12 protein-coding genes and 1 riboswitch are annotated in these 12,526 nt (G+C 69.3%); of the genes, 8 read left to right on the forward strand and 4 right to left on the reverse strand.

Translation table 11 applies throughout. The annotated features are described in order from the left end of the window. The first annotated feature begins 47 nt into the window (after window positions 1-47). From ACFVTM_RS19475 to ACFVTM_RS19495, 5 genes are all read left to right on the forward strand, one after another. Entirely contained in the window at window positions 48-881 is an 834-nt protein-coding gene (locus ACFVTM_RS19475; RefSeq protein ID WP_390205604.1) for a cache domain-containing protein, read from the forward strand. Window positions 882-938: 57 nt separating this feature from the next. Next, a riboswitch (guanidine-III (ykkC-III) riboswitch) is annotated at window positions 939-1,003 on the forward strand. A gap of 9 nt (window positions 1,004-1,012) precedes the next feature. Continuing rightward, window positions 1,013-1,336 (forward strand): DMT family transporter, encoded by a 324-nt coding sequence (locus tag ACFVTM_RS19480; protein WP_390205606.1) that lies wholly within the window; start codon window positions 1,013-1,015, stop codon window positions 1,334-1,336. Between the two features lie 2 nt (window positions 1,337-1,338). After that, window positions 1,339-1,767, forward strand: a complete 429-nt coding sequence (locus ACFVTM_RS19485) for a DMT family transporter (RefSeq protein WP_390205708.1) — start codon at window positions 1,339-1,341, stop codon at window positions 1,765-1,767. 176 nt (window positions 1,768-1,943) lie between these two features. Continuing rightward, a complete protein-coding gene (locus ACFVTM_RS19490) occupies window positions 1,944-2,954 on the forward strand; it encodes an aldo/keto reductase (RefSeq protein WP_390205607.1) in 1,011 nt (336 codons plus the stop codon). Window positions 2,955-2,975: 21 nt separating this feature from the next. Beyond that, a complete protein-coding gene (locus ACFVTM_RS19495) occupies window positions 2,976-3,626 on the forward strand; it encodes an MBL fold metallo-hydrolase (protein ID WP_390205608.1) in 651 nt (216 codons plus the stop codon). A gap of 115 nt (window positions 3,627-3,741) precedes the next feature. On the opposite strand, the gene ACFVTM_RS19500 is transcribed toward ACFVTM_RS19495, so the two are convergent. Together ACFVTM_RS19500 and ACFVTM_RS19505 are read right to left on the reverse strand one after the other, a co-directional pair. Beyond that, window positions 3,742-5,661, reverse strand: coding sequence for a DEAD/DEAH box helicase (locus ACFVTM_RS19500; RefSeq protein ID WP_390205609.1), 1,920 nt, complete (start codon window positions 5,659-5,661; stop codon window positions 3,742-3,744). 342 nt (window positions 5,662-6,003) lie between these two features. Continuing rightward, complete coding sequence (locus ACFVTM_RS19505; protein WP_390205611.1) at window positions 6,004-6,345, reverse strand: hypothetical protein; 342 nt, start codon at window positions 6,343-6,345, stop codon at window positions 6,004-6,006. Between the two features lie 204 nt (window positions 6,346-6,549). On the opposite strand from ACFVTM_RS19505, the gene ACFVTM_RS19510 reads away from it, so the two are divergent. The 3 genes from ACFVTM_RS19510 to cycA all read left to right on the forward strand — a co-directional run bounded on the left by ACFVTM_RS19510 (window position 6,550) and on the right by cycA (window position 9,663). Continuing rightward, window positions 6,550-7,296, forward strand: a complete 747-nt coding sequence (locus ACFVTM_RS19510; RefSeq protein ID WP_390205612.1) for an SAM-dependent methyltransferase — start codon at window positions 6,550-6,552, stop codon at window positions 7,294-7,296. 169 nt (window positions 7,297-7,465) lie between these two features. After that, window positions 7,466-7,654, forward strand: a complete 189-nt coding sequence (locus tag ACFVTM_RS19515) for a hypothetical protein (RefSeq protein ID WP_390205613.1) — start codon at window positions 7,466-7,468, stop codon at window positions 7,652-7,654. A gap of 503 nt (window positions 7,655-8,157) precedes the next feature. Then, window positions 8,158-9,663 carry a D-serine/D-alanine/glycine transporter gene (gene cycA / locus ACFVTM_RS19520; protein WP_390205614.1) on the forward strand — a complete coding sequence of 502 codons (1,506 nt, stop codon included), beginning with the start codon at window positions 8,158-8,160 and terminating at the stop codon, window positions 9,661-9,663. A gap of 82 nt (window positions 9,664-9,745) precedes the next feature. On the opposite strand, the gene ACFVTM_RS19525 is transcribed toward cycA, so the two are convergent. Together ACFVTM_RS19525 and ACFVTM_RS19530 are read right to left on the reverse strand one after the other, a co-directional pair. Beyond that, complete coding sequence (locus ACFVTM_RS19525) at window positions 9,746-11,197, reverse strand: MFS transporter (protein ID WP_390205615.1); 1,452 nt, start codon at window positions 11,195-11,197, stop codon at window positions 9,746-9,748. A gap of 228 nt (window positions 11,198-11,425) precedes the next feature. Continuing rightward, window positions 11,426-12,457, reverse strand: a complete 1,032-nt coding sequence (locus tag ACFVTM_RS19530; RefSeq protein WP_390205616.1) for an Lrp/AsnC family transcriptional regulator — start codon at window positions 12,455-12,457, stop codon at window positions 11,426-11,428. Window positions 12,458-12,526: the final 69 nt, after the last annotated feature.

Below are 12,526 nucleotides of genomic sequence, written 5' to 3' on the forward strand. Positions count from 1 at the left end.
CTCTTCACCGCGAAATGTCCCGGCCCCTTCGAGCTAAGGCAGCAACCATGTCCGAAACCACGTCTACCGCAGGCCGCTCCGCCGTCACGCCGGTAGCAGCTTCCGCAGGCCGCTCCGCCGTCAGCCCGGCAGCCGCCTCCGCCGGCCCCACCGCAGGGCGCTCCGCTGCTCAGTCCGCGGCGGCGGCCGGCCCAGATCCTGCCGGGCGGGCGGCCGCAGAACTCGATTCCACCATCGCCGGCATCGAGCGCCGCCTGACGGTGTGGGCCGCTGACACCGGCGCAGCCCTAGCCGCAATGTCCGGCAAAGTCACGGGCACGGCCGTGGACAAGCTCATCAGACCGTTCGTCGAGGAACTGGTGCAACTGCCCGATGGCTACGCCGCCGGCGCAGGGTTCATCGCCAACGCCGGGCTGCTCGGGCCCGAGCGCAGCTATATCGCCTGGTGGCAAGGCCCGGACCTGGAACCAGTCGACGCCCTGGCCAACTTCAGCCCCAATTCCATCAGCCGCTACGTCAAGGCCGAATGGTTCCGTATCCCGGTGGAAACGGGCCAGGCGCATGTCACCGGGCCCTACGTGGATTTCCTCTGCACCGACGAATACGTCCTGACCTTCACGCACCCGGTTTTCACCCGCCCGGATGGTCCGGTCGCGGGAATCGTGGGCATCGACGTCACGGTCCAGCGCCTCGAACGGGGGGCCATGCCCGCCTTGCGGCGGATCGGCGGCCGGGCCACCCTGGCCACCGCCGACGGCCGGGCCGTGGTGTCGGCGGCATCCGATATCGACGCCGGCGACCTCACCGCTCCGGACGAGCCGTGCGCCCGCTACCCCGTGGGGCGCACGTTCACGGTCTGGAGCAACGCCATCGGGCGGTGACTCCCGCCTTGCGCTGACTCCCGCCTTGCGGCGACCCGGCTTTTGCTAGACTTGAAGGCCAAGGCCCCCTCCGGGCCTCCGGACGACGGTTCAGTACCCGGTACGCGACAAGACTGGCCACGGGAGCCGTCATGTCATGGTTAATACTCATTCTTTCCGGAGCGCTGGAAGCCGTCTGGGCCGCCGCGCTGCACCGCACGTCGCAGGCCACCGGCCGGCGTCGGCTGGTCCCGGGCCTGGTTTTACTCGTCTCCGTCATTGCAAGCACGGGCGGGCTGGCCGTCGCCATGCAGTCCATCCCCACCGGAACGGCCTACGCCGTATGGGTGGGCGTCGGCGTCGTCCTGACGTCCGGCTACGCGATGGTCACCAAAGTTGAGCGCGCCGCCGCGGCCCGGATCCTGCTGCTTGGCGGGATTGCCGCGAGTGTCGTCGGCCTGAAGCTGGTGGCGTGATGATGGCCGCCAACTCCGGCAAGAACCGCCAGGATAACCGGCCAACTCCGGCCCTCACCTGGCTGATCCTGCTCGCTTCCGCCGTGCTGGAAGCGGTCTGGGCCACGGCCCTGGGCCTGTCCGACGGGTTCACCCGCCTTATGCCCACCCTCGTTTTCGCGGTAACGGCCACCCTCAGCATGGTGGGGCTTGGCATGGCCGTGAAGCGTATCCCGCTCGGCACCGCCTACGCCGTCTGGGTGGGGATCGGCGCCGCGCTGACGGTGGGCTGGGCGATGGCCACCGGCGCCGAACCGGCGAGCCCGCTCAGGCTGTTGTTCATCGCCGGGATCGTCGGCTGCGCCGCGGGCCTGAAGCTCCTGGCCGCCGGAGAGCGGGCCCCGACGCTGCAACAGCAGCCGCGCTCCCCCGCGGAGTCTCCCCACGTCTGAGCCTGCACGACGGCGCGTCCCCCGCGACGCGCCGTCGTACCGGCCGCGCCACAGGCAAAGGTGGGGAAAATCCTCCGGCGTGACCGGGCCCGAATCGGAATAGCCGCGCGCGCCCTAGGGTTCTTGGCAGGGACGGAACTACTTCGGAACCACTGAGTGCGCGAATGGAGACCCAGATGACGGCAGCAACAGTCCAGCTCGGCGACGGCCTCACGGTCAGCCCCCTGGGGTTCGGCGGCATGGCCCTGACCCCTGTCTACGGCGACGTGGACCCGGCCGAGGCCCTCAAGACCCTGCACCACGCCGTCGACGCCGGCGTCAGCTTCATCGACACGGCGGACATCTACGGCGGCGGCAGCAACGAGGAACTCATCGCGCGGCTGCTCAAGGAACGCCGCGGCGACGTCCAGTTGGCCACGAAATTCGGCCTCGTGGGCACGCCGTCGGCCGGCTACACGGACATCCGCGGTGACGCGGAGTACGTGAAACAGGCCGTGGACCGCAGCCTGCAACGGCTCGGCACCGACTCGATCGACCTGTACTACCTGCACCGCCGTGACCTCCGCGTTCCGATAGTGGAAACCGTGGAGGCCATGGCGGGGCTGGTGCAGGCCGGCAAAGTGCGGCACCTTGGCCTGTCCGAGGTGACGGCCGAGGAGCTGCGGGAGGCCAGCCGCGTCCACCCGATCGCCGCGGTCCAGAGCGAATGGTCCATCTGGAGCCGCGACGTGGAACGCAACGTAGTTCCGGCCGCGGCCGACCTCGGGGTGGGCTTTGTGCCCTATTCGCCGCTGGGCCGGGGATTCCTCACCGGCACCGTAGACGCTGCAACGCTGGGCAGCAACGACTTCCGCCGCAACATCCCCCGCTTTGCCGCGGACGCCGCCGACGCCAACCAGGGCGTGGTTGCCGCCGTACGGGCAGTCGCTGCGGAACTCAGCGTCGCCGGGCGGGCAGCGACTCCCGCCCAGGTGGCACTGGCCTGGCTGCTCGCGCAGGGCCGGAAGCTGGGACTGCCGGTGGTCCCCATCCCCGGCACCCGCAAGGCGGACCGGATCGACGAGAACCTGGGTGCCCTGGCGCTGGACTTCACCCCAGCGCAACTGAAGACGCTCGACGCCGCCGCGGACGCCGTCGTCGGCTCCCGCTCCGCGGACCCCAACTGGGTGTCCCAGGGCCGTGAATAGCGCGTCCGTAGACTGAAGCCCATGGATTCGCTCATTCACTCGTTACGTGACATCACCATCCGCCCGATCTCGGTCGGCGAGATGGACAACAACGTGTATCTGCTCACGGCCAAGGCGTCCGGCGCGCAGCTCCTGATCGATGCGGCCGATGATCTGGCCGCCATCCAGGGACTGCTCGCGGACGCCGCCGCGGATACCACCGCGACGCCGAAGCTCGCGCTGATTGCCACCACCCACCAGCACTGGGACCACGTCCGGGCGCTGGCAGGCCTGGTGGAAGCCACGGGGGCGAAGACGGCGGCCGGGGCAGAGGATGCCCCGGAGCTGCCGGTGCCCGTGGATGTGCTGCTGGATCACGGGGACGTCGGCAACTTCGACGGTTTCAACGTGACGGCAGTGCACTTGCGCGGGCATACGCCGGGGTCGATCGCCCTCGTGTACCAGGATCCGCAGGGCCCGGCCCACATCTTTTCCGGCGACTCGCTGTTTCCGGGCGGTGTGGGCAACACGCAGAAGGATCCGGCGCGGTTCAACCAGCTCATCACCGACGTGAGCGAGCGGCTGTTCGACGTGTATCCGGATGACACCGTGGTGCACCCGGGCCACGGCAAGCCCACCACGCTGGGCGCGGAACGACCGCACCTGGAAGAGTGGCGCGCCCGCGGCTGGTAACTGTCGCTGCGCTTCGTGGTTCCCGCTGCGCACAATGCCGGTCGCTGCGGGAATTCCCGTCGCGACCGGCATTATGCGCATCGCCACCTACTTTAGGTAGCGGGCAGGCGAAACCTTAGCGGCTGCGGCGTTCGTTCGACGCCGGTGCGGACGCGCGGCGGGGGCCGCCGCTGCGTGCCGGACGGCCTTCGCTGGAGCGGCCGTTGCCGCCGCCTGCGTAGGATCCGCCCGAGGTGCCGCCGGTGGTCGAGGACCAGACAGCCGCGTTGCCTCCGGACTTGGCGCCGGCTGCTGCGCGCTGGCCGGTTGCCGGGCGTCCGTTGCGCTGGCCGCCGGCTGTGGCACCCGTGCGGGGTGCGCCGCCGGTGCGCGGTGCGCCACCCGTGCGGGGAGCCCCACCGGTCCGGGGTGCGCCGCTGCGGGGAGCCGAAGCGCCACGGGCGTCGCTGCGTCCCTCGGCTGCGCGCCCGTCCGAACCGCGGCCGGCCGCGGCACGGCCGCCGGCGGCCGGGACGTCGTTGTGGTGCGCGTAGGCGGTGGCCCGGCCGCGGCCACGCGCGTTCCGGCGCTCGGCGCGCTCGGCGTCAGCGCGGTCCTGGTTCTGCTCGGCGAGACGGTCGGCGGCGTTGCGGGCGGCAGCCTTGCCTTCGTACGCGACGGCGCGGCGCTCGGCGCGCGGCAGATCGGTGCGGGGAGCCTCGGCTCCGACGCGTCCGCGTCCGCCGCGGCCGCCCCGGCCACCCGCGGTGGGTGAGGCCTGGCGGCGGGCGCGCTTGCGCTCGGCGTTGGCACCGGTGGAGGTACCGCCGCCGTGCTGGGCGGCCTTGGCTGCCAGCAGCGCCGCACGGGTCCGCGGATCAATCTTGTCGGCCATTTCGCCCACCAGTTCGGCAACCAGCGGGGAGTTGGCGGTGACGCGCTCGAAGTTGACCTCGACGCCGGCGGCCTTCATCAGCTTCTTGACGTCGGACTGCTGCTCGGGCAGGGTCAGCGTGACCACGGTGCCGTCGGAGCCGGCGCGGGCCGTACGGCCCGAGCGGTGCAGGTACGCCTTGTGCTCCGTGGGCGGATCCACGTGGATGACCAGTTCGACGTCGTCGACGTGAACGCCGCGGGCGGCGACGTCGGTAGCCACCAGGACCCGGACGTCACCGGAGGCGAACTCGGCCAGGTTGCGGTCACGGGCGTTCTGCGAAAGGTTGCCGTGAAGGTCGACGGCGGGGATGCCGGCGTCCGTCAGGGTCTTGGCCAGCTTGCGGGCGTGGTGCTTGGTGCGCATGAAGAGCACGCGGCGGCCGGCGCCGGAGGCGAGCTCGACGATCAGCTGCTTCTTGACGGTCTGGTCGTTGACCACCAGCACGTGGTGTTCCATGGTGGTCACCGCAGCCTGCGGGTCGTCCACGGAGTGGGTCAGCGGGTTGGACAGGTAGCGCTGGACGATCTTGTCCACGCCGTTGTCCAAGGTGGCGGAGAACAGCAGGCGCTGGCCCTGGGTGGGGGTCATGTCCATGAGCTTCTTGACCACCGGGAGGAAGCCGAGGTCGGCCATGTGGTCGGCCTCGTCCAGTACGGTGATCTCGACGGCCTCGAGGGTCAGGATGCGCTGGCGGATCAGGTCCTCCAGGCGGCCCGGGCAGGCGATGACGATGTCGACGCCGGCGCGCAAGGCCTTTTCCTGGCGGGCCTGGGAGATGCCGCCGTAGATCACGGTGGTGGTCAGGCCGGCAGCCTTGGCCAGCGGCTCGATTGTCGCGTTGATCTGGGTGGCCAGTTCGCGGGTGGGTGCAAGGACAAGGCCCATGGGGCGGCCGGGCTTGCGGAAGTAGCCCGCTTCCCGCTCGGCGAGTCGTGCCACAAGCGGGATGGCGAAGGCGATGGTCTTACCGGAGCCGGTGCGGCCGCGGCCCAGGACGTCGCGTCCGGCCAGGGTGTCCGGCAGGGTCTTGACCTGGATGGGGAACGGCTCAACAATTCCCTGGGCGGTAAGGGTGTCGGCGAGGGCCTTGGGCGTGCCGAGGGCAGCAAATGTAGTCATGTAGTCAAAGGTCTTTCAGGCGGTATCCATGCGGATATCGGCCCCCGGCGCCGGTTGGCTCAGGGGTTCGCCGAAGAAAAGTCAGGTGATCAACCGGGCTGCCGCCAAACATCAGCAAGCTGCGGCCGGGACCAAATGGAACGCGTTCATCGACGCAGGATGTGCCTCTCACATGAAAAAAACCCACTGCCTGCGGCGGATTCCCGAAGGAAGCCGGCAGGGGTCCGGTTGATGGACCGAAGCCGGTCAACCGAAACCAAAGTGGGCATCACTGCACATCAAGTTTCACCAGTCTATCATCCGGCAGGGCCGGGTCCCGTATCCGCGGCCGGCGGCCGGCTCCTAGCCCGCCAGGCTGGGGGCCTGGAACAGCGGCATGTGGGAAGCCCCGGAGGGTGTGTGGGCGGGCGCATGGGAGGGGGCGGTGCGGACGGGCGCCCGCGACGGTGACTTGCCTGCGGCCGGGGCCGCGGGGGCCGCCGCCCGCAGGATCACGAGCGCCTCGGCGTCGATGAGGCGGCGCGTCCCCGTCCCGGCATCCAGAATCCAGAACAGGTCCACGGCTGTGACGGTCTGCGTTACCGTGCCCCGGTGGAAGAGCTTGCCGTTGTGCCAGGCCTCGATTTCGTCCCCCACATTCAACTCAGTGGAGCTGCGGATGTGCCGTGCTGCGTCAACGTCCATGATCATTGCCCTTCCCCAGCGTTCAACCTCTTTGCGCCCAGCATTCACGACACAGGTTTCGGATGCGTTTCCGGAGCGTGATTTTCATGTGTCACCCTGCCTTCGCGCCGCTTTTCCGGGGCGTTTCCGCAGGCCAGGCCGTGTATTGACCGCCGTTGCGTCGCGGAGGAGCATGGTGGGCGGGCAAGGCGACGAGGAGAAGCCATGACAACACACAGCCACGAGCACGACGCCGCCGATCGAGCGGCGCAGGGCACTGCTGCGCCCGGTCCTGCGGCGCAGATGAACACAGCCCAAATCAACACAGTTCAGAGCAACACAGCGCCGATGAACGCGGCACAAGTGTGGGATGAGAAGTACAGCAGCCGCCCCCGAATGTGGAGCGGGGAGCCGAATCCGCAACTCGTCGCCGAGGCGGCGGACCTGGCCCCGGGCGAGGCCCTGGACCTGGGGTGCGGCGAGGGCGCGGACGCCATTTGGCTCGCTGCCCGCGGCTGGTCCGTGACCGGCCTGGACGTTTCCGCCGTCGCCCTTGAACGTGCGGCCGTGCACGCCCGGGACCGCGGCCAGGGCGCCAACATCACGTGGGTCCAACAGGATCTTGCCTCGTGGGTCCCGGACCGGTTGTTCGACCTCGTCTCGGCACAGTTCCTGCATTCCACCCAGATGCCGTGGCAGCAGGCATTGCAGCTCGCCGCCGCAGCGGTGCGGACCGGCGGGACGCTGCTGATCGTCGGCCATCATCCCGATGGACTGCCGCCGTGGGGTGCGCACCACACTCCGGAGAAGTTCTTCACCGCCGAGGACATTGCCCGGGAACTCCCGATCGAAGAGCCGCTGTGGCGCGTCGATGTCCTGGACAGCCGGAATCGCAGCATGGTGGGGCCCGACGGCGGGATCGCGCCACTCACCGATGCCGTGCTGCGGGCCACGCGTCTGGCCACCCAGTAAGCGGCCGGGCAGCAATCTGCAGAACTGTGTAACGCGGCCGGCCATCCAAGCCCGATCCGGGTCCGAATCACCAGTGACACCAGGACCAGGGTGGCTCTTCGAGCGCGCCTGTTGGCCCGGGTGGACGGACCGCTGCGCCGCGTTGGGCAGGAACCACGAGAGGAACACCATGGGACTCGACGACAACGTCAACCGCACGGTCATCCACCACATTGTCGCGGCCAAGGATGGCACCGGCAGGGCGCCGGGCAATGAGTACCTCAAACAGGATGGGCAGCCCGCGCAGGCCCCGCAGGAGGCCGGGCAGCGCGCCACCGACGCCGCCGACGGCAAAGCAAGCGCACGCAAGCTCAAGTAAGGCCAGCTGCGGGGAGTAGCCTCGGCACGCCGCGCACAAGCCACGGGCCGCGCTCTCGCCCGCTTTTCGGGCCCCGGCCCCGGGCCCTGGCCCGTCTTCAGCGGGCAAAAATGTGACAAAGGACAGCGGACGACAACTGAGGCTAAGATGGTCGACAGTTGTCGAACGGGCCCGTGCGCGGGTGGTTCGCGCAGAAGGCGGCGCAGGCGGCCGCGCCGGACTGCCGTGCCGCCGTCGCTTTTTCCCTAGGCCCCCCGATGGACGCGGGTTTCGGAGCCGTTTCCGCACCGCGCGGATTCCCGGTGCCGCCGGGAGAACCTGGGCGCATCACCGGCCGGCCAGCCACCCGGGCAGCCCGCCGCGACAACGGGACCACGAAATACCGGCCCTAATCTGGATCTACCCGCTAAAACTGTTACCTCCGTCACACCCTGACGGACCTGTGCGGCCCGCAGTGCGGAACCCCCGCCCGCTGCGACCGCCCGTGACAAGGAAGAAGCCTCATGTCTGAACGCACCACCTCGGCCGCTCCGGCCATCTCAGAATCTGACACTGCCGCCTCCACCAACAGTGACTCCGGCGCCGGGAGCCGCGAACCGCACCTTGCCCGCGCCCTCGGCAACCGCCACATCCAATTGCTGGCCATCGGCGGCGCCATCGGCACCGGCCTGTTCATGGGTTCCGGCAAGACCATCTCGCTCGCCGGCCCGTCCGTCATCTTCGTCTACATGATCATCGGCTTCATGCTGTTCTTCGTGATGCGTGCCATGGGCGAGATCCTGCTCTCCAACCTGAACTACAAGTCCTTCAGCGACTTCGCCGGCGACCTGCTCGGCCCCTGGGCCGGCTTCTTCACCGGCTGGTCCTACTGGTTCTTCTGGGTGGTCACCGGCGTGGCGGACATCGTCGCCATTGCCGGCTACGTGGACAAGCTGGCGCCCGGCACGCCCCTGTGGATCCCAGCGCTGCTCACGCCCGTAGTCCTTATCCTCCTGAACCTCCCCACCGTGAAGGCGTTCGGCGAAGCCGAGTTCTGGTTTGCGATCATCAAGGTGGTCGCCATCGTGGCCCTGATCATCACCGGCGCGGTCATGATCGCCACCCACTTCACCTCCCCGAGCGGCGCCGAAGCCAACCTCGCCAACATGTGGAACGACGGCGGCATGTTCCCGCACGGCATGTTCGGCTTCATCCTCGGCTTCCAGATCGCCATCTTCGCCTTCGCCGGCATTGAACTTGTCGGCACCGCCGCCGCCGAGACCAGGGACCCGGAGAAGAACCTGCCGCGTGCCATCAACTCCATCCCGGTCCGCGTCCTGCTCTTCTACGTCGGCGCCCTGGTGGTCATCATGGCGGTCAACCCGTGGCGCACCATCGATCCCGCCAGCAGCCCGTTCATCGGCATGTTCACCCTGGCCGGGCTGGGGATCGCCGCAGTGGTCATCAACCTTGTGGTCCTGACCTCCGCCGCCTCCAGCGCCAACTCCGGAATCTACTCGACCTCCCGGATGGTCTATGGCCTGGCCCAGGACGGGAACGCGCCCAAGGCGTTCGGCAAGCTGAGCGTCCGCAAGGTGCCGCAGAACGCACTGCTGTTCTCCTGCATCTTCCTGCTGGCCGGCCTTGTCCTGCTCTACGCCGGCGACTCCGTGATCGGCGCGTTCACGATCGTGACCTCCGTGGCCTCCGTGCTGACCATGTTCGTGTGGTCCATGATCCTGATCAGCTACATCGTCTTCCGCCGCCGCCGGCCGGCCCTGCACGAGGCTTCGGCCTTCAAGATGCCCGGCTCCGCGTTCATGCCGTACGTCGTGCTCGCGTTCTTCGTCTTCATGCTGGTGGCGCTGGCCCAGGCCGATGACACCCGCCTGGCGCTCGTCGTGGCACCCGTGTGGTTCCTGCTGCTGGGTGCGGCCTGGCACTTCAACCGGAAGTCCCCGCTGCAGCAGGCCCGGATTGTCGAATGGCAGGCCGTCCGCTCCGAGGAGGAAGCCCGCGCGGCTGTTTGATCCTCAAGCGAGACGCATAGGAGCCCTGGCCGGATCTTCCGGCCGGGGCTCCTTTGCAGTTCGGGGCTCTTTGCAGTTCGGGTTAGGCGGGCGTCCTGACGGCCGGGACGACGGCGACGCGCGGCGCGACCGCCACCGCGGCGATCCCGATCGCCGCCGTCAGCGCGAAGACCCCGGCAAACGGTGCCGCCGGCGTCAAGGTCGCGAACGCGGCGAACACGATCCCCGTGCCGGCCAGGGCCAGGGCGCCGCCGAGCGAGTCCGAAATGGACATCGCCGAGCTGTTGAAGCCCTCGGTGTCCCTGGTGGAAAGGGCCAGCGTCATGACGCTCAGCCGCGGATACATCAGGCCCATGCCTCCCCCGGCGAAGATCCATCCCGCGATCGCGACGGCCGCCGGCCAGGCCAACACCGTTGTCACAAAGGCCAGAGCGATGGCGCCGAGGACCAGGGCCGAGCCGATCCGCACCGCCCTGCGGTGCTCCAGGCGGTTCCCCAGCTTGCCCTGGACGGCCGACGCCGCCGCCCAGGCGATCGCGCCGCCGGTGAGCGTGAGGCCTGCGAAGGTCGGGGCGAAGGCGTAGCGCTCCACGAGCAGGTACGGCAGGTAGACCTCCGCGCCGAAGAACGCCGCGGACGCGAGTCCCCGGGTGAGGATCACGCTCGGCAGGCCGCGCCGGGCTGTCAGGGTTCCGCGCGGCATGAGCGGACGCACGGCCAGGAGCGCGACGGCGACAGCGGCCGCCGCCAGCACGCCCCCGGCGCCCGGTACCGCGGCGGACAGGTTCAGGCCCAGCACAGCGAGCGCTGCCAGCGCCGCCAGCGCCAACTTTGCGAGGCCGCCCGGCGTGCGGCCTCCGGCACCCTCTTCGCCTGGCGGGCGATCCGCTGGGTCCGGGGAATCGGCGTCGTCCGGGCTTCCGTTCAGGCCGCGCAGGGCCGGGGCCGTCAGGAGCAGGGCCGGAACCACGAGTCCCACCACGCCGACAAACACCCACTGCCAGCCGGCCAGTTCCGCCACGGCGCCCGCAGCGAACGGGCCCACGAGGGACGGGATGACCCACGCCGCGGAGAAGGCGGCGAAGATTTTCGGGTGCAGCACCTGCGGGTAGACCCGGGCGATGACGACGTAAAGCGCCACCGTGAGCCCGCCCCCGCCGAGTCCCTGCACCAGCCGCCCGGACACAAGAACCGGCATGGTCCCCGCAGTGCCGGCGATCAGCAGGCCGAGCACGAACATGCCCACCGCGGCCAGCAGGGGCGCCACCGGCCCCTTGCGGTCCGACCAGCTGCCGGCGGCCACCATGCCGATCACCCCGGTGGCGAGGGGCCCGGCGAAAGCCAGAGCATAGAGGCCAGCGCCGTCGAGTTCCCGGCTGACGAGCGGCATGATGGTGGTCACTGCCAGGGACTCGAAGGCCGCCAGGAACACCAGCGCGCACGCGCCGAGCGTCACCAGCAGGTAGCTGCGGTGGAAGATGCCGGCCGATTCGGGGGCGGCCTTCTGGCGGGCGGGCGGGTCAGTTCGAGGCACGGGCGGGGCCTGATCGGTATTCAGGGACACAGCCCTGGAATCCTCAACTCAACGATGAGGCCAAGGCGGGTCCGGGCGGGTCGGGACTGGTGGCGCGGCTCCTGGCCTGGCCAACTGGAAGATGAAGCAGGTGAAGGGCGCCTAGGGGAAGCATGCCACAGCTCGCAAAGCGGGGCACGCCGCGCGCCGCCTATCAGCAGTCAGTCCGCCGCGGTCAGTCCGCAGCGCTCAGTCTGTTGCGGCCAGCCCCTGGGCCGGCACCACGACGGCGCCGCTCGCCCGTGAGTCCGGGTTCAGCATCCACCCCACGCGCTTCACGGTGCTCAGCATGACCACGCTTTCCACGAGCACGATGCCGGGCACCTTCTGCTGCAGCGCCAGTTCGATGCTCATGACGTCCGCCAGGGACTGCAGCCACATGATGATCACGAAGTTCGTGGGCCCCGTGGTGGAAGCGCTGAGCCGCACGTTCCGCATGGTCCTCAATTCGGCGGCGGCCGCCTCGTGGCGCCCGGCGGGGACGTTGACGAACCATTGGCACGTCACGGGGAAGGCCGAGAATTTCTGGGCCACCTCGCACCGGAACGACAGGATGCCGCTGGCGAGCACACGGTTGAGCTGCCGCTGGACGGTGGCAGGGTGCCTGCCCAGCCCCCGGGCAATGTCCGCCGCCGTGGCCCTGCCGTCTCTGGCCAGGTACGGCAGGAGCGCCAGGTGGCTCTCCGGCAACGCGTCCCGGGCGGCAGCCGGGGCAACTCCGGTGGCCTCGGGACCGGCCAATGCCCGCACGGCGGCCTGCTGGGCCCGGCTCAACACATTGAGCCGCCAGGAGCCGCCGCTCGCGTGCAGCCGGGTGCACAGCGCCGTCTGATATTTCACGAGGCCGTCGATCTCCTTCAACCGCGAGACGACCTTCGAGCTGAAGTCGTCCAGGGAGGGCGTAATGACGGTCAGCATGAGGTCCCGGTTGCTGGCCGCCTCCTCCACTGTGACGATTTCCGGCATCTCGGCGAGCCTGGCGGTGACTTCCTCGCGCCGGTGCATTTCGCAGTCCACGGCCACGAACGCCAGGCACATCTGATGGGGGTCGCCGATCAGGTGGGCGGTGATCCAGGAAACGCCGGACGCCAGCAGCCGTTCCCAGCGGGCGGCGAGGGTGGTGGCGTGAACGCCCAGCACCTGGGCCGCATCCGCCCAGCTCAGGCGCGGCGCGATCTGCAGGACGTTGATCAGGGTGAGGTCGTCCTCGCTGAGTTCCATCACTTTCTCCTCCGTCGATGCACGAAACCTGCAACAGCAGTCGTTTTCTGCATTTTTTCAGGGCTTCGT

Origin of the sequence: Arthrobacter sp. NPDC058130 (assembly GCF_042884475.1) — a bacterium.
GTDB lineage: Bacteria > Actinomycetota > Actinomycetes > Actinomycetales > Micrococcaceae > Arthrobacter.